Annotated in this window: 17 protein-coding genes; 4 read left to right on the top strand and 13 right to left on the bottom strand. The window is 40.3% G+C overall.

Features of this window, described 5'->3' with window-relative positions; genetic code table 11:
* Positions 1-58: 58 nt before the first annotated feature.
* Positions 59-634 (bottom strand): porin family protein, encoded by a 576-nt coding sequence (locus N5O98_RS18005; protein WP_004296378.1) that lies wholly within the window; start codon positions 632-634, stop codon positions 59-61.
* 200 nt (positions 635-834) lie between these two features.
* Positions 835-1,266, bottom strand: coding sequence for a hypothetical protein (locus N5O98_RS18000; RefSeq protein ID WP_004310904.1), 432 nt, complete (start codon positions 1,264-1,266; stop codon positions 835-837).
* A 35-nt stretch (positions 1,267-1,301) separates the two neighbouring features.
* Between N5O98_RS18000 and N5O98_RS17995 the strand changes: the two genes are divergently transcribed.
* On the top strand, positions 1,302-1,610 hold the full coding sequence (locus tag N5O98_RS17995) for a hypothetical protein (protein WP_022199847.1): 309 nt from the start codon (positions 1,302-1,304) through the stop codon (positions 1,608-1,610).
* Between the two features lie 937 nt (positions 1,611-2,547).
* On the opposite strand, the gene N5O98_RS17990 is transcribed toward N5O98_RS17995, so the two are convergent.
* Positions 2,548-3,918: an FAD-dependent oxidoreductase gene (locus N5O98_RS17990; protein WP_004310905.1), complete on the bottom strand. Its 1,371-nt coding sequence runs from the start codon at positions 3,916-3,918 to the stop codon at positions 2,548-2,550.
* 228 nt (positions 3,919-4,146) lie between these two features.
* Positions 4,147-5,580: an aspartate ammonia-lyase gene (locus N5O98_RS17985; protein ID WP_008776919.1), complete on the bottom strand. Its 1,434-nt coding sequence runs from the start codon at positions 5,578-5,580 to the stop codon at positions 4,147-4,149.
* Between the two features lie 178 nt (positions 5,581-5,758).
* Between N5O98_RS17985 and N5O98_RS17980 the strand changes: the two genes are divergently transcribed.
* From N5O98_RS17980 to N5O98_RS17970, 3 genes are read left to right on the top strand one after another with little or no spacing between them, the layout of a single operon-like run.
* A complete protein-coding gene (locus N5O98_RS17980; protein ID WP_004302365.1) occupies positions 5,759-7,069 on the top strand; it encodes an anaerobic C4-dicarboxylate transporter family protein in 1,311 nt (436 codons plus the stop codon).
* A gap of 35 nt (positions 7,070-7,104) precedes the next feature.
* Positions 7,105-8,163 carry an L-asparaginase 2 gene (gene ansB / locus N5O98_RS17975; protein WP_004296386.1) on the top strand — a complete coding sequence of 353 codons (1,059 nt, stop codon included), beginning with the start codon at positions 7,105-7,107 and terminating at the stop codon, positions 8,161-8,163.
* Positions 8,164-8,178: 15 nt separating this feature from the next.
* The gene (locus N5O98_RS17970; RefSeq protein WP_004296387.1) at positions 8,179-9,366 is read left to right on the top strand and encodes a porin; all 1,188 of its coding nucleotides are present in this window, start codon (positions 8,179-8,181) and stop codon (positions 9,364-9,366) included.
* A 92-nt stretch (positions 9,367-9,458) separates the two neighbouring features.
* Here N5O98_RS17970 and N5O98_RS17965 read toward each other — a convergent pair whose 3' ends face one another.
* The 9 genes from N5O98_RS17965 to N5O98_RS17925 form a co-directional block, all read right to left on the bottom strand.
* The gene (locus N5O98_RS17965; protein WP_002558131.1) at positions 9,459-9,680 is read right to left on the bottom strand and encodes a DUF2795 domain-containing protein; all 222 of its coding nucleotides are present in this window, start codon (positions 9,678-9,680) and stop codon (positions 9,459-9,461) included.
* 73 nt (positions 9,681-9,753) lie between these two features.
* Positions 9,754-10,317 (bottom strand): cob(I)yrinic acid a,c-diamide adenosyltransferase, encoded by a 564-nt coding sequence (locus N5O98_RS17960; protein WP_004302366.1) that lies wholly within the window; start codon positions 10,315-10,317, stop codon positions 9,754-9,756.
* Between the two features lie 43 nt (positions 10,318-10,360).
* A complete protein-coding gene (locus N5O98_RS17955) occupies positions 10,361-10,984 on the bottom strand; it encodes a hypothetical protein (RefSeq protein WP_004302367.1) in 624 nt (207 codons plus the stop codon).
* Positions 10,985-11,091: 107 nt separating this feature from the next.
* Complete coding sequence (locus N5O98_RS17950; RefSeq protein WP_004302368.1) at positions 11,092-11,775, bottom strand: energy transducer TonB; 684 nt, start codon at positions 11,773-11,775, stop codon at positions 11,092-11,094.
* 245 nt (positions 11,776-12,020) lie between these two features.
* Positions 12,021-13,160, bottom strand: a complete 1,140-nt coding sequence (locus tag N5O98_RS17945) for a toll/interleukin-1 receptor domain-containing protein (RefSeq protein ID WP_004323776.1) — start codon at positions 13,158-13,160, stop codon at positions 12,021-12,023.
* Positions 13,161-13,410: 250 nt separating this feature from the next.
* Positions 13,411-15,543 carry a tetratricopeptide repeat protein gene (locus tag N5O98_RS17940; protein ID WP_004310910.1) on the bottom strand — a complete coding sequence of 711 codons (2,133 nt, stop codon included), beginning with the start codon at positions 15,541-15,543 and terminating at the stop codon, positions 13,411-13,413.
* Positions 15,544-15,671: 128 nt separating this feature from the next.
* On the bottom strand, positions 15,672-16,178 hold the full coding sequence (locus N5O98_RS17935) for a zinc ribbon domain-containing protein (RefSeq protein ID WP_004302377.1): 507 nt from the start codon (positions 16,176-16,178) through the stop codon (positions 15,672-15,674).
* Between the two features lie 11 nt (positions 16,179-16,189).
* Positions 16,190-16,447: a hypothetical protein gene (locus N5O98_RS17930; RefSeq protein ID WP_004310911.1), complete on the bottom strand. Its 258-nt coding sequence runs from the start codon at positions 16,445-16,447 to the stop codon at positions 16,190-16,192.
* 12 nt (positions 16,448-16,459) lie between these two features.
* Complete coding sequence (locus N5O98_RS17925) at positions 16,460-17,338, bottom strand: M48 family metallopeptidase (protein WP_004302379.1); 879 nt, start codon at positions 17,336-17,338, stop codon at positions 16,460-16,462.
* Between the last annotated feature and the right edge of the window lie 621 nt (positions 17,339-17,959).

Below are 17,959 nucleotides of genomic sequence, written 5' to 3'. Positions count from 1 at the left end.
AAAGAGTTTCCGGTTATCGGAAACTCTTTTTCATATACTATGTAAAGTGATAGACTACTTAAAAAATATAGGCCACAGATACTTGCCAAGTCTTAGTCTTATAAGAAGCATTTGTTCCTTCAATATCAGCAGTATTACCCAATGGGATATTGTAATTAGCACCCACCTGCAAATGGTTCAGCAACTTCAAACCGGCACCCACATTGATACCTACTTCAGCTTTCTTCTTATCAATTCCCGATTTCTTTTCAAAATCGAAATAAAAGTCAGGACCTGCAGCCAGATAAATACCCGCCAGACTTCCCAAGCCAATGGTATATTTCAGGTTTACAGGAATATCAATACCGTTTTGTTTAACAGTAATATCATCATTCCCTTCTGAAACTTTGATACCCCGTTGAGCAAAAAGCAAAGATGCATCTACTCCCAACCCTACGATTGGAATATTAAACTCGGCCATCGGACCGATAAAGAAACCTGTGAAATTATCCTTTTTAAAGTTTTCGCTCACATTAGAGAAACTCGCCTTTGACAAGTTCAAACCTCCCTTTACACCAAAGTGTATCTGCGCCTGAGCAGGCATTGCCATAGCTATACATATAGCAATCATTAAAGCACCAAAAATCTTTTTCATAAATTTACGTGTTTATAATTCGGGACAAAGATATATATTTAGATTAAATAAACACAAATTATTGGTTGTTTGTTCATTTAAAGACGTCGTTGTCCCTCCTGACGAACTAATAAGAATTTCTTATAAGTTCGATTTTATCTAATTGGTACGGTTATGAAGCAATTGATATTTTAGCAAATAAGTATTGAATTAATCCGATTTTACTTCCTGATTTTCATACAGATTCTTTTCAGCCAACAGGTACAGCAAGTAGTCTGCCCCAAGACGAGTTCTTTTTCCAACTTCCGCAACCGGTCACATTGTTTCAGCCATTTGATTTGTAAGGTATCATAGAGGATTCCGGCTGCTTTATATCTTGTGATTTCTTTGTCCTGTTTTCCTAAAAGTGATAGGTATATTGAACAAAGTTTTGATTTATCTATGCAATATCGTTCCAGTTTTTCGATATACATCAAGGTAGCCCCTTTTTCATTTCGACTCATAAACTCCTGAACACTGTCATCACTGATGATGTCGATGCCCGACCTTTCGTAGTCCACAGTGATTTCTCGCATCTCTATCAAGACCCAGATATATTCTGTCTCGAATCCGTACTTTGCGGCTGCCTCTTCTATACTAATCCATTGTGCCATAGCGTTTGTTTTTTCATGTGTGATACAAATAAGGGATGAATAATATTTTATTCATGTATATTAGCACAACGGGCATCCACGCTTTTTTGCAGTCTGCCGGGTGGGGATTGGCTAGGTTAAATTGGGGCAATTTATTACCGGCCGAATACAAGAAAGACGCAGATGCTGCTGTACCATTATCCGATCTTAAGGCTAGCTACACCCGCACAAAAGATAATGATAACAGCAGACACCCACGTCAATCGTTTATATATAACACATCTCTTACGAATATGTTGATATACATCCGTTCACGTGGAGTATCTACCGTATCATCTCTCTTTGTTTGGATTGGCTATTTCTAAGATCGAGAGATAATACGCTTTTACTCCATAATGGAAATAAAAACCGCCTTCTGCCTATTCCATCACGCTGATGGGCTGAAAGCGTACGGCAAAGATATATGTTTTTTTGAAACGCAGTCGAAATATGGAAATAAATACTGGAAGTTATGTATTAAAATGAATCTGACAAAAGACGGCTCTACTTCTCGTTCTTGATTATGGAAATATTTCTCACAAATAAAAGTTATAGCAGTTTTTACCCTCACACCCTCACCCATTGGTTCAATCCCTTTATTCATCGGCATTACAGGTGTGAGGGTAAAAAAATGATGGCAGGGTGAGGGTAACTTTTACCCTCACCCTGCCATCACGTAAGCGCTTCCACTAATCTGCACCTACAACAAACTGTTATCATCTGATATACTGAACATTAATTATTTCCGCAAGAAGTATTAACAGCTATCACCTCAAGTATTAACACTGTAGACTTCAGCCATTAATAGTTGAAAAATCAGGTATTAACACATGGGAAATGGAGTGATAATACCTGATCAATGGTTTAATATCATCTGAAACAACAGGTGAAACGAGCGTATAGATACAGATGAAAGCATCATACCATAATAAGATTGCAAATGGCTTATCCATTAGGAAAGTTCCAGTTTCCAATAGGACGAATGACAGTTTCATATAATGATACTAACAGTTTCCCGGTGAGAGACTATAGTTTCCCCGTAAGGAAACCATTGTTCCCCCATAGGGGAAACTTTAGTTTCAAGCCTGCGAACAGATTGTTTCAAGCCTCTAAACAAATTATTTGAAGCTATAAAACAAATTTAAGCTGCTGACCGGAAATTAGCCAACCAGTAATCACGAGGAAAACACAACTTACCCGACAACTGAAATCAGGATGATCCACACACAGCGTATGCGACTAGAAAGACGTATTCTTACTACTCTATGAGAACAAATCATTCAACGCTTCGCTCATGCTGGGATGAGTAAAGATGAAATCACGCAGGAAAGTATAATCCTGACCTGTTTTCATTGCCATGGCAACTATATTGATGACTTCGCCGGCATCAGGCGCAAACAGCATACAACCTACTATTTTTCCCGTATTCTTATCAATGACAGCTTTCAACAGACCGTCCGTCTCTCCCAATGTCTTTGCTCTCGGTATCGCCATAACAGGCAATTTCTTGATAATCACATCCAAATCCTGCTTACGAGCCTCATCCTCATTCAATCCGATACGCGCCATTGGAGGATCAATAAATACGGAGTAAGCAACCGGATTACGGTCACTTGTTTTCCGCTCCTTATCTCCAAACAAATCTTCACAGATAATCCGATAATCATCCAATGAAATATAAGTGAACTGCAAACCACCTTTCACATCACCCACGGCACGTATATTCGGATTAGTTGTTTTCAGATATTCATCCACAATGATCGCTCCACGTGCGTCCGTCTCCACTCCGGCAACTTCCAGATTAAGATCTTTCGTATTGGGTTTGCGCCCCGTAGCCAACAAGACAGCATCAGCTTCAAGTCCGAACGCTTCACCTGTTTGTGAGTCAGAAAAAACAACGACAGCCCTATTTTCAACATGCCGCACAGATTGTACCTTCACGTTCATCCGAAAAACAATACCCTTTTTCTCCAATGTTTCCTTTACACTTGCAGCAATGTCACGATCTTCACGAGCAATTAGTTCCGGATAACTCTCAAGCACCGTCACCTGCGAACCGAACGAAGCATACATAGACGCAAACTCTAAACCAATATAACCGCCGCCAACAATAACCAGCCGACGGGGAAGATCGGTTAATTCCATGATTGAAGTACTGGTATAAACCAAAGAATTGTCCGCAATTCCTTCAATAGGCGGAATAATTGTTTCCGCTCCGGTGTTGATAATTATTTGCTTTGATGTTAACCATATTTCTTCAGTAGATGTACGGACGGAAACCACATCGGCAGATACAAAAGAACCTACACCTGTATAAACTGTTACATTAGGATGATCTGCCAGATTATGGTAATTCTTATCTCTCAACGCACTTGTCACAGACTCCTTCACAGCAATAGCATTACGATAAAACTCTCTTCTTTCTTCAAACGTCGAATTCTTCATGCCGGAAGCAATTTTAGCCTGATGAACCAGCGTCTTTGTCGGAATACATCCGATATTGATACACGTCCCTCCATACATTTTATCAGAACGTTCAACAATGGCAACTTTCCGCCCACGTTTTGCAAACTCTGCCGCAAGGGTCTTTCCTCCCTTACCGAAACCGATAATAATAACATCAAATGCATTCATATCTATATAACTTTTAATGGGTTCAAGACTTGCTTATTAGGTTAACAACGAATGATATTGCAAAGTTCGTCGCTTTCGAAGTAATAAACAATAACCATTTCACCGGATAAATTAGCAATTATTCCCGTATAAGGTCAAAGTAATAAATAATCAAAAATCGCCGGAACAGATCAATGATCTGCCCGGCGATATCTCATCTTAAACCAATCTCCACTTACTATATATCAATCAACGATTCGGGTGAATGTCCAACTTCACCGGTTTTATCATATTTTCAGGTTTTAAGATAGTATCCAAGTCTTCTTTGGAAAGAATGTTATGTTCCAAAACAAGTTCATAAACTCCCTTCCCGGTTTCCAATGCTTCTTTGGCTATTTTGGTAGAGTTCTTATATCCGATCACCGGATTCAGGGCTGTCACTACTCCAATGCTGTTATGCACATCTCTCCGGCATTTTTCTTCATTAGCTGTAATGCCGTCGATGCATAAGGTGCGCAAAGTGTCGAAACCATTCATCAGTAAATCGGCGGACTCGAAACAGCATTGTGCCATCACCGGCTCCATTGCATTCAGTTCCATTTGAGCTGCTTCACCGCTCATGGCCACACAAAGGTCATTTCCTATTACCTTGTAGGCCACCTGGTTCATCACTTCAGGAATCACCGGATTCACTTTTCCGGGCATGATGGATGAGCCCGGCTGCATTGCCGGCAGATTGATTTCCCCCAATCCACAACGCGGACCGGAAGCCAGTAACCGCAAGTCGTTACATATCTTATTCATTTTAACAGCAATACGCCTCATCACTCCCGAATAACCTACCATGCAGGAAGTGTCCGAAGTAGCTCCCACCAAATCGTCTGCCAGTTTGATATCCAATCCCGTAATCTTGCGCAAAGCGGCAATGCACTTCTCCGCATATTCCGGTTCGGCGGTGATTCCTGTTCCAATGGCTGTTGCTCCCATATTGACTGCCAGAAAATCCTGTGCAGCAAAATCAAGGTTCTTTATTTCATGTGACAAAATACTTGCAAAGCCATTAAAGGTTTGCCCAAGAGTCATCGGTACGGCATCTTCCAATTGGGTACGCCCCATTTTGATGACATGTGCAAACTCATTCGCTTTCTTCCGGAAAGACTCGATCAGAACCTCCAAATGCTTAACCAATTTCAAATGAGTATAATACAGTCCAATGTGAATGGCTGTAGGATAAGCATCGTTGGTAGATTGCGAACGGTTGACGTGATCGTTAGGCGAACAGAATTGATATTCTCCCCGCTGATGCCCCATCAGTTCCAATGCCCGGTTGGCAATCACTTCATTGGCATTCATGTTGGTGGTCGTACCGGCTCCTCCCTGAATCATATCTACCGGGAACTGCTCGTGATGCTTTCCTTCGAGTATTTCTTTACAGGCTCTCAAGATAGCATCCGCTTGTTCTTCAGTTAATAAGTCCAGTTCACGGTTGGCAACGGTGGCTCCCATCTTCGTAATGGCCAATGCCTGAATGAATAAAGGATATTCATTCAAATGAAACTTGCTGATGCGAAAGTTTTCAATGCCACGGAGTGTCTGTACTCCATAGAGTGCACTTTCCGGCACTTCACGACTACCTATCAGGTCACTCTCTGTACGAGTTTTTTTTGATAAATTTTGTTCCATATCGGTTGTTTTATAGTAATAACGTTTTCGTTAGTTCTTATAATAACCAACCAACGATGTTATTGTTTTAATAAATATGCAAAAACTATTCAAAGACTTTTTTGTTGTAAATAGAAGAAAAAGAAAATACAAAGAGAAGAATCGCTTATCTTTGTTTTTGAACTTAAAACAGCAATCTATGATATTACAATTAGCATTTGTTCTGACAGCCATTATTATTGGCGCACGCCTGGGAGGTATCGGACTTGGCGTAATGGGAGGCGTAGGGTTGGCAATACTCACGTTCGTTTTTGGTTTACAACCCACTGCGCCTCCCATCGACGTTATGTTAATGATTGCCGCCGTAATCTCTGCCGCTTCCTGCATGCAGGCAGCCGGAGGTTTGGACTATATGGTGAAACTGGCAGAACATTTGCTTCGTAAAAATCCTTCACACGTCACTCTGCTTAGTCCGCTGGTGACTTACCTCTTTACTTTTGTAGCCGGAACCGGACACGTGGCTTATTCCGTACTGCCGGTGATTGCAGAGGTTGCCACCGAAACAAAAATCCGTCCGGAACGTCCGTTGGGTATTGCCGTCATCGCTTCCCAGCAGGCCATTACGGCAAGTCCGATCTCTGCCGCTACCGTGGCACTTCTCGGACTTTTAGCCGGATTCGACATTACCCTGTTCGACATTCTCAAAATTACGATTCCCGCCACCATCATCGGAGTGTTGGTAGGCGCCTTGTTTTCCATGAGAATCGGTAAGGAACTGGTGGAAGATCCCGAATATCAGAAGAGATTGAAAGAAGGTTTATTCAACAATAAAAAGGTGGAGATTAAAAGTGTCAAGAACAAACGTTCGGCAATGATTTCCGTTATCATCTTTATATTGGCAACTGCTTTTATCGTGCTTTTCGGTTCTTTTGAAGGAATGCGCCCCAGTTTCCTGATTGATGGGGAAATTGTCACCTTGGGAATGTCTTCCATCATCGAAATCGTGATGTTGTCGGCTGCCGCAATTATCCTGTTAGTAACGAAGACGGACGGGATCAAGGCAACGCAAGGTTCTGTATTTCCGGCAGGTATGCAGGCGGTGATTGCCATCTTCGGTATTGCCTGGATGGGAGATACCTTTCTTCAGGGAAATATGGGACAGTTGACTCTCTCTATTCAGGGAATTGTGCAACAAATGCCGTGGCTGTTCGGTGTCGCCCTGTTTGTGATGTCTATCCTGCTATATAGCCAGGCTGCCACTGTACGGGCACTCGTCCCTCTGGGCATTGCGTTGGGGATTTCTCCTTATATGCTGATCGCTTTATTCCCGGCCGTGAACGGATATTTCTTTATTCCGAATTATCCTACCGTGGTGGCTGCAATTAATTTCGACCGTACCGGGACAACAAAAATCGGCAAATATGTGTTGAATCATTCGTTCATGATGCCCGGTCTGGTATCGACCGTTGTGGCTATTGCACTAGGTTTGCTTTTTATACAAATATTCTAATAGATTCATATTATTAACCTAAACATCATTCAGTTATGAAACAATTCAAAAGCTTTGGACTGGTAGTAGTCACACTACTGTTTTCCGTAACTATGGCATTCGCCGCAAAACCGAATATTCATATTCTTGCTACGGGAGGAACCATCGCGGGTACGGGAAGCTCGGCTACCGGAACCAGTTATACGGCAGGACAAGTTGCCATCGGCGCACTGCTCGATGCTGTGCCTGAAATTAAAGACATCGCCAACGTAACCGGAGAACAGATTGTCAAAATCGGTTCGCAGGACATGAACGACCAGGTTTGGTTGACGCTTGCCAAGAAAATCAATGAACTACTGAAACGCCCGGACATTGACGGCATCGTGATTACTCACGGAACAGACACCATGGAGGAAACTGCTTACTTCCTGAATCTGACTGTCAAGAGTGACAAACCGGTGGTATTAGTAGGCGCCATGCGTCCGTCTACCGCTCTAAGTGCCGACGGCCCGTTGAACCTTTACAATGCCGTTGTTACCGCAGCCGCAAAAGAATCGAAAGACAAAGGGGTATTGGTTGCCATGAACGGCCTGATCCTCGGAGCGCAGAGCACGGTTAAAATGAATACGGTCGATGTACAAACTTTCCAGGCTCCCAACTCCGGCGCACTGGGTTATGTACTGAACGGAAAAGTGTTCTACAACCAAGTAACGCTAAAGAAACATACTACCCAGTCCGTTTTTGATGTCACTCATCTGAACGCGCTTCCTAAAGTAGGTATCGTGTACAGCTATTCCAACATTGAGGCCGATATGGTAACTCCGATGCTTAGCAACGGGTACAAAGGCATCATCCACGCAGGAGTAGGAAACGGAAATATTCACCAGAACATCTTCCCGGTACTGACGGATGCCCGCCAAAAAGGTATTCTTGTCGTTCGTTCTTCCCGTGTCCCGACCGGACCCACCACACTGGATGCAGAGGTGGACGACGCCAAATATCAGTTTGTGGCTTCGCAGGAACTGAACCCGCAGAAATCTCGTGTTTTGTTAATGCTTGCACTAACAAAAACTACAGACTGGAAACAGATTCAGCAATATTTCAACGAATACTAAAAACCTGACTTACTTATGAAAAAATGGATATTCATGCTGCTCCTCGCGGGCAGCATACAGGGAATATATGCTCAAAAAACAGAGAAAAAGGAGAAATTCAATCCGAACACTCCCCTGTTTGAAGAGCTGACAGACGTGAAAAAGAAAACAGATAAATTCAATCTTTATCTGAATATGCAAGGGAGCTTTGACGCTCATTTCCAAAATGGTTTTCAGGAGGGTGACTTTAATATGCACCAGCTTCGTATCGAAGCCAAAGGAAATATCAACAACTGGCTGTCTTACCGCTATCGTCAGCGTCTCAACCGCTCGAACGATGCAAACGGCATGATTGATAACCTCCCGACTTCTATCGACTATGCCGGAATCGGTATCAAGCTGAATGACCAGTTTAGTCTTTTTGCAGGAAAGCAATGTGCCGCATACGGTGGTATCGAGTTCGACCTGAATCCGATTGACATCTATCAATACAGTGATATGATTGATTACATGAGTAATTTCATGACCGGATTGAATGTGGGTTATAACATTACTCCCGAACAGCAGCTTAACCTGCAGATATTGAACAGCCGTAACAGTTCTTTCGATAATACTTACGGAATCACAGAAGATGCCGAAGGTAATCTCCCCGATCTGAAATCGGGCAAAATGCCACTGGTTTATACATTAAACTGGAACGGTAATTTCAATAATGTATTTAAAACCCGTTGGTCGGCTTCTGTTATGAACGAGGCCAAAAGTCACAATATGTATTATTATGCTTTAGGTAACGAGTTGAATCTTGGAAAATGGAATGCTTTTGTCGATTTCATGTATTCAAAAGAGGATATTGACCGGAAGGGAATCATTACCAGTATCGTAGGTCGTCCGGGCGGTCATAATGCTTTTGATGCGAACTATCTTTCGGTTGTTGCCAAGTGTAATTACCGCTTTCTTCCGAAATGGAATGTTTTTGTGAAGGGTATGTACGAGACGGCTTCCGTAGGCAAGGCGTCCGAAGGTATAGAAAAGGGAAATTACCGTACCTCCTGGGGATATCTGGGCGGTATCGAATATTACCCGATGGAAACCAATCTGCACTTCTTTGTTACCTACGTAGGACGTTCGTATGATTTCACTTCCCGCGCCAAGGTGCTGGGACAGGAGAATTACAGTACTAACCGTATTTCTGTAGGATTTATCTGGCAGATGCCTGTATTCTAATTCTAAAGCAAGAAACCGAGATGACAATAAAAAATACCCGATAGCTTCTTACAACAGTTATCGGGTATTCTTATATGTTCGGTCTTTTTAAATCAATACTCTTCCTCGTTAAAGAAGAAATCCTCCTTACTAGGATAATCCGGCCAAATATCTTCGATACTCTCATAGATTTCGCCCTCATCTTCCATCTCTTGGAGATTCTCAATAACTTCAAGAGGAGCACCCGAACGCATGGCATAATCAATCAATTCGTCCTTGGTTGCCGGCCAGGGAGCATCTTCAAGTTTTGATGCTAGTTCCAATGTCCAATACATAATCTTGAGTATTTAAAATGAATACTAAATTTGTCTCGTTTTCTATTTTTCGGCAAAAGTATAATAAAATCTATCATTTCCAACTATTATCCCAAAATATTTCATTATTTTGCTCATCAAAATTAATTTTTCGGGATAATACAAACAAATAATCTGATAATCTGTTGACAAATGCTAATACTTCGGGAGAAATTGTACAAGTTTCGGATAAAGCCAGAATACGTCTCTCGGCTCTCCTGCAAATAGTACGGCAAACATGACAAACGGCTGCTCCACGACTCCCGCCGGGAATGATGAAAGCGCAAAGTTCGGGCAGTTGTTCGTCCAGCTTATCAATCTCCCGCTCAATATTCTCCACGTTTTCGGGAGTTATGATGCTGGCAGCCTTCAGTTGCGTTTTTTCCTGGTCGGTGGCCAGATGTGAACCGATGGCAAATAGCTTATGCTGAATACTCAAAATGAAATCACGGTCTGATTCATCTTGCAGATAGGTATTCAACCATCCTAGATGAGAATTTAGTTCATCCACAGTTCCGTAAGCTTCCAGACGGATATGGGTCTTTGGAACGCGACTTCCGCCGACAAGACTGGTAGTTCCTTTATCTCCGGTCTTTGTATATACAAGGCTCTTTTTCATAATCTTCTTTTTTACTTATTATAAGGTAAACGTACAAAGGTTCTTAGAAGTTGACAATATACTGCTGTTTTATCTTCGTTTTATCAAAAAATAGTAAACCGACGTCGTAGAGGTCAAAGGTGATGCCTACTCTTTCATCAGCCTGCAGCTTTTTCCAAAGTGCTTTCATCTCTTTGGAATAGCAGATGCCATGGACTACAAATACACTTTTAGGAGTGGCACGATGTGCACAAACCCGGAAGACTTCTTCCAGTAAGTCGGGATTCCGGTAGTCATTCAGATACAAAAAGTCGACTGAAGTGTCTGCATCCAGAAACAGTTCCGACAAGTCGGAAGCAAAAAGGTAGGAAGCCGATGGTTTAGCAGACTGTAAGTAGAGGGTTGTGGAGGAAGGACGCCCAACTTCTATAATCGTATCAGGCTGTACTCTGTTCACCAACCGGAACAGGAAACGGTTTACCTTTTGAGAACCTTTAGTCCACCCACGCTCTCTTATCATCTTTTTCTGTTCTTTTTTCAAAGAAGAATAGGCATAGTAAGGCATCTTCTCATAAATCACATCGGTAATCAGACTAAAAGCAAAAGGGGAATGTACGCCATATCCGCAACGATAACGAAAGCGGGAAAGCCAGATAAAAGGTCTTTTTATACAGAGTAGAAGATTCATAAAACAATCATTCGTATTTTTATTCTCCCGACAAAGATATATTTTTTTATTGAAAAAGGGTCGGTTCCCATAAAGAACCGACCCTCATACTCATTTATTCCAAGTTACTACTGTAGTCTGAATGATACCGGTACAGTAAATTTCACTCGTACTTTCTTACCATTTTGCACTCCGGGAGTCCATTTCGGCATAGAACTTATCACGCGGATAGCTTCTTTATCCAAATAAGGATCAACCCCTCGCACAACTTCAGGATTGGAAATCGTTCCGTCTTTGTCTACAACAAACTGAACAATGACTTTTCCTTGTGAACCAGTTTCCTGCGAAATCGTTGGATATTTGATATTACTACTTAAATATTTCATTAAAGCAGCTGTACCTCCAATAAACTCCGGCATGACTTCAACACTTACGTGAATAACGTCTTCAACTACCGTTTCTGTTTCTACCACTGGGGGTATCCAAATAACATCATGAACTGCATTCATATCCTCTGACACTGTAGAAACGTTATCCGTCACCTCCATATTGTTTTCCACTATTTCGAACAATTCTGTTACCTTAGTTTCGGGAGGAGGAGGCGGTTCCAGTTTCTCTTCAGGGAATGTGATTGGAACTAGCTCTGTTACAAAGATGGATTCATCATCTGGTGATAGTGCTGCAACTCTGACATCATGTTGTGTCCATTCGAACGAAACGAACATGAAGGCTAGCGCAACAACCAAACCCATCAACAACCAAGAACCCCGTTGATTCTCAATTGCAGCCTTTTTTGATTTCTTGGCTTCCATAAAAAATGTGTTTAAGTAATTAATAATAGAAAATATATAGTATATATACTACTTTTCGTTTTTCCTCTTAAGCATTACTTAAAGTGCTCTCTCGCTGCAATAAATATAATCGTTTTATGGATAGGTTGTTACGACGTCTCTTGTTTATTTTATTCTTTTCTCTTCTTTTGGATAAAATTTATGAATAATTCGGCTTTAGTGAGTTTAGTATGAGTAAACGTTTCTATACCACTATTTTTCATATCTCAATATTGAACATAAATTGTACTAAGACCAGTATGACCGGACGCCTGCAATGAATCTCCAGAATAGGTCAGATGCATAGAGATTCCGTTATAATCAATTTTCACCGGATAAGACACCTGCTGCCGGTCTATTGGAATGAGTACATCGAGTATACCTTCATCGTTCGTTTTCACTTTCAGAAAGCCAAAGTCGAATGTTACACCTATAAGTTGCTTTTCCGTTTCATTATCTACAATACAGTATTGAATATGCCCAAACGTTTCAGGATTCCGTTGAATAGGCAATGCCATCTTTGAAGTAATAGATACGATTGTGTCCAACACATAGCAACCATAAGCCTTTGCAACAATTCTCATATTCTGTCCTTTATACTTTCCCGGAATGTTGGGAAACAAAACAGCATTATCCAAATCTTTTAGAACCACTGTGCGTAGATCATTTTCACCTAGAAACAGATACAGACTGTCTGTTTCATCGGCACTAAGTGGGAGAGCCTTGCAAGGTGTTTGTGATAATTGCACTGCTAAATCGAAAGGACGTGAATGAATTGCGTTCACTGCCAGTCCGATGATAATGGAAAGAACAACAATCATCAAAGCGACCAGCTTAACGAGAAAATGCTTTCGACGGTTCCATAATACGCCAAAGTCCACATCAAGCATTCTTGCCACAAGACGGATAAATGCTTGATGGAAACGTATCGCATGGAATCTTGAATTTTCCGCCTGCACATCAATCCCCAAAAGTTCCAATCCGCCTAACGTCAGTTGAGCATGAAAACATTCCCGATCTTTGGAATGAGGAATACCGTCAATGATAAAAGGTATAATCTCTCTTTCGCGTCCCTTCGAGCGGAAGTAGGCAATCTCCTCCCCTACATATTTCGATTGTGCCGAATTCGGCGAACAAATGACAATCAGATATTTCGATTCATCCAATTTATGATGCAGTTCGTCACTAAGTACACCACTCGTCAGTTCATCAGCATCACGAAAGACTTTAAACCGTTTAGGTGCCTCCGGCTTCATTTTCTGAATCATTGTCGGCAAATTGTACGATTCTAATAAAAACTGTAATCGCTTCGCCGCCTTAATGTCCGTATGACGATAGCTAATAAAAGCAAAAAAATTGTGTGCCATTTCGTCTGATTTCTATTTAAAATTAACCACATTTGATAACATTCCACTATTTTTTCTTTTTCCTACACATTCATGGGATATATCTGCAATTGCATGCCTATCATATTATTGTTCAAATCAAAAACATTAATATATTTGTTTCTATCCTCCATCAGCACACTCAAGAACAATATAGTTTTCTGACATTCCTCGCTCAAAAGCGAAAGATCTTTTCGGTGATGGTTCCTAATATAATATGAGTTTTCATAAATTATTTTGTTGTTTCAGGAGATTGTAATACCTTACTATTAGCAACATTAATCAAATCCATAATTTCCTTTGTCAAAGGATGATTTTCACCATAAACAGACAAACGGATTTTCAAGGACTTCTCATAATAGTTCAGAGCTTTGGATTTGTCACCTTGAATTATATACAAACTCCCTATACTATAATAACTCAAAGCTACCTCAGGATGGTTCTCACCAAAAAGAGACAAACGGATTTTCAAAGACTCTTCAAAATAATATAAGGCTTTAGAATAATCTTTTTGAGCAAAATATATTTCTCCTATATGATCATAAATAGAAGATACTTGAGAATGATTTTCACCATAAACTGACAAAACTATTTTCAAAGACTTTTTAAAATAATCCAAAGCTTTGAAATCATCTCCTTGAACGGAATATATTTCTCCTATATCATTGTAAACAGAAGCTACTCGGGAATGATTTTCACCATAAACTGACAAACGAATCTTTAAAACCTCCTCAAAATATTCCAAAGCCTTAGAGTAATCCCCTTGAGCAAAATACACATACCCAATATTATAATATCCGGAAGCTACAGAAGGATGGTTCTCACCAAAAAACGACAAATCCAATTTCAAAGACTTTTTAAAATAATCCAAAGCTTTAGAATAGTCATTTTGAGCAAAATATATCTGTCCTATATAACTGTAACTTGTAGCTACAGCAGGGTGGTTATCTCCATTAAGCAACAAAAATATTTTCAAGGCCCCTTCAAAACAGACCAAGGCTTTGGAGTAATCTCCTTGATTTGAATATACACGTCCCATACCAATAGATACATTGGCTATTCCCCATGAAGCGTTCTCACCGTAAATCATCAAATAGATATTCAAAGACTTTTCATAATATTCCAAAGCTTTAGAACAGTCATCTTGAGCGAAATATATCTGTCCCATACGTTCATAATCATTAGCCACAATTTCATCATTTTCGCCATAAACAGATAGCCGAATCTTCAAAGACTTTTCATAACATTCCAAAGCTTTAGAATAGTCATCTAGCTTCTCATATATTCCCCCTATTATAATGTAACTAGTTGCTTTGTATGTATCATTGTCTGTTGTATTCAATGCAGACAACTGATAATTCATAGCCCGATTGTAATCAGCCATATAATCTTCTTCAAACCTTCCCGCTGCAATCAAATAATCCCAATTTGTTGGAGCAGCTTTCGTGAGAATCTCATAATAATGCGAAACCGAATCATTCAAATGCTGCATCTTGAATGATTCGATAGCAGTCTCCATTTTCCCAAACCATTGACTGCGTTGTTGTATCAACCGTTGTTGTTCTGACAGTCCTCTAGCTAATTCAAGCTTGGCTTGTTCTACTTTTGCATCCGCATTCCGTTGCTGTTGTTCAATCACTTTCCAGGCTTCCTCGGCTCCACCAGGCATAGACTCGCGTATCAAGTCGTTAAGTGCCTTCCATTCTCCGTTTTTTTTCAGTTCATAAATTTTCAGTTCCAAAGAGTCCAAGCTCTGATAATCGGTCAGTGCCAGCTCTTCAGCTAATTCCTTGATAACCTCATCTATCTTATCCTCATTGTTGATGTAATCAAGATAAAGTTTGCGGATGCTGTCACACTCCGCTTTCAGACGTGCATAATGTACATCCGATTCGCTCAATTCTCCAAGACGCTTATTCAGTTCATTGCGTAGTTTACGTAAAGATAACGACTGCTCTTCATACTTTTCTTTCAGTAACTCATACCGCTTCTTATACTCCATCTCCTTTTCTTCTGGTGTTATCAACGAGACTTCCAAGTCATTGGCAGATATAAATAGTCGTTTACCTTTCGATGGCGAAGCCAACATATACTTGGAACCTTGTGGCACACGCACGGCTGTCAGTGTATAACTACCCGCCTTATCCGTGACCTTCACCTTCAACGAAAATCGTCCGTCCTTATCACTTGCTTTATTAGCTTCCCCCGACACAATAACTTGTACACCCTGCACCGGAATGAAAGGATCGGAAGCCGAACGGGTAACCTTGCGGACTATCCCCTTCTGGGTATGAACCTGTGCTGTAACTCCCAATACCATGAAGACGGCAAAAAGGAATACTGTTATCAAACGTAATTTACTCATGTCATTTTCATTATAACTATAGAATTATCTAGAATCTTACCTTTATTATTCTTATAGTCCTTGCTACTTGCCTTTACTATTTTATTCATTAAAAGCGATGGTTTAATAAAACCATCGCTTTTAACTCCTTACAATGCCTGTCCACATTCCGAACAAAATTTTGCACCTTTGATATTCCGATATCCGCAGTTCGTACAGAATACCATACCGTTAATATCCAAATTCAGAGTTGTAAAAGAATCCCGATTTTTTAGCACCTCTTCAGCTATTTCGAGCGCCTTATCATCAAGTTTGGACTGTTGTACTATCCCCCAAATTTGCGTGATAAGTACCGGCCAGAAGAATAGCATAGAAATGATAGTAGGAATAGCTTGTTGACCAAAGATCCCTATCCCAGCCTCAAACGCTATTGCATTATCTTTAGGTATCAAGCTGACTTTCAATGCAGACTTCAAACCAAGTACAGCTTTAAATAAACCGCCCTTTGATATAGAAATATCAACACCACCACTTAATAAATTATCTATTTGTACCTCAAACTGCTCGGCCGCAAATTCTGTTTTTATTTGTTCAGCAATAACAGGAATCAAAGAAGGATTGCCCTGAAGTATCTTTTTTGTTGCAAATGTTCCCATAATTCTATTTTTTAAAAGTGTAATGACTGTAATGCATGATATTGGCTCGTTGTAAATAACACACCGGCTTCAACAAGCAATTCTTTAATTTCACGCTGTTGCTCTTCCGTATAGTTCTTTTCCATAGACTTCAATATAGAAACCATTCTTTCAGACTGTTCCTTGATCTCCTGTTCAGTAACTATACCATCTTCCATAATCTTCTTGAATGTGGGCTGGTTCATGACCGCCTCGTCTAAATTCAACATTCCTTGTTCATTAAAAAACATAAGCTATTATATTTAAAGTTTATTTCCACAATGTTTGCAATAGGTCCAGCCATCCACTATCGGTTGTTTGCAATTCGAGCATACCTTGCCTGATTTTTCTGCCGAAAGATGATCTACTATAGTCTTATATTGAGAACTTTTTCCCCATTTCAAGATTTCCTTAACCCGCACAGCCGAGAACGGATGATTCTGATTCATTATTGCCGCTACCTGCAATGTCTTATTCCATAATCCGTCATTACGGATAGCCTCATATTGGTCTGCCTGTTTAGCCCACTCCTCCATATCGATATTCTTTGTTATAGAAGTCGGACCTCCGGATAGACGAGCCATCGTGCTTGCCACTATGGCCGGAGTAGTCACAATACTGGCAGCTCTGTCACAGGACAACTCACTTTTACGTTCCCAATACAAAATCGCATATTGAAGAGGAGCTCCCAAACTCCCCAAAACGCCCAGCGAATCCAGACCATCCATCACATAATGAGCTATAGAATGATACAAGACATGATGACAAAGGATATGCCCGCATTCATGGGCAATCACTGCATCCAACTCCTCTTCGGTCATCATATCAACCAAACCGGAAGTGATCGTTATAAAAATCTTTGTATCGCCAAAGGTCCATGCGTTAGGATTAGGATCCATAGAGAGATAAAACTCCGGTTGCTCAATACCCAACTTTTTACAAATCGGTGGCAGACGATTATACAGTTTCGGCAATTGACTCGGTGATAAACGAATTGCAGATGCCATATTAACGCCATATTGCAGTTGTTCCAATCCCATTGACATTAACTTTTTCACTAGGGTCGGGAATCCGGGAATACTTTCCAACTGCCTCAATGCAGCTGCATCCTCAGGATGAATAAAATCTGTTGCTTTAATCATGGTTATCAATATTAATATCTATTGTTTTTATGACCTTCATTACAAAACATATCAAGTTCAGTCTTTTCATATCACTGGTATACGCAACAAACTCCTCGTAAGCACCACAGGTTAAAATCCTGATATACAATAAACCGGAAACATAAAAAGAATTATGCGAATAAATTCTTCATTTATCTGATAAAATAAGAAAGCAGCACGATAATCAGTATTAGCTTTTAACAGATACAAATATCATACTGCTAAAATGTTGTCCTTGTGCAGTCCTTTCATTGGCGATTTCAGAGACCTGGACAAACATATTCTCCATATTCTAGTTCACCGCATCATCATTACAAGTCTCAAATATAACGAATAATATAGCAGGAAAAAATTACAAAAGCCCCAATCATGTCTAAACAGACCAAAAACAGAACTATTGATGCGAAAAACATGTCTATCATGACATTTTTTATTTTGCAAATCACAACAACAAAAAGATAGCATTCATTATAAATATATTATCACTAGTGTCCACTAAAAATTTTTTGGTCACTAGTCGGTTAAAAATTAAATAAATTCGATTCACTTGAATCATTTAGCTCTTTGATATTTTTGAAATTCGATTTGTCGAACAAATCT

Origin of the sequence: Bacteroides sp. LFL-34, from assembly GCF_027257075.1 — a bacterium.
GTDB classification, from domain to species: Bacteria; Bacteroidota; Bacteroidia; order Bacteroidales; family Bacteroidaceae; genus Bacteroides; species Bacteroides ovatus.
This window is presented reverse-complemented; position numbering and strand designations above follow the sequence as displayed.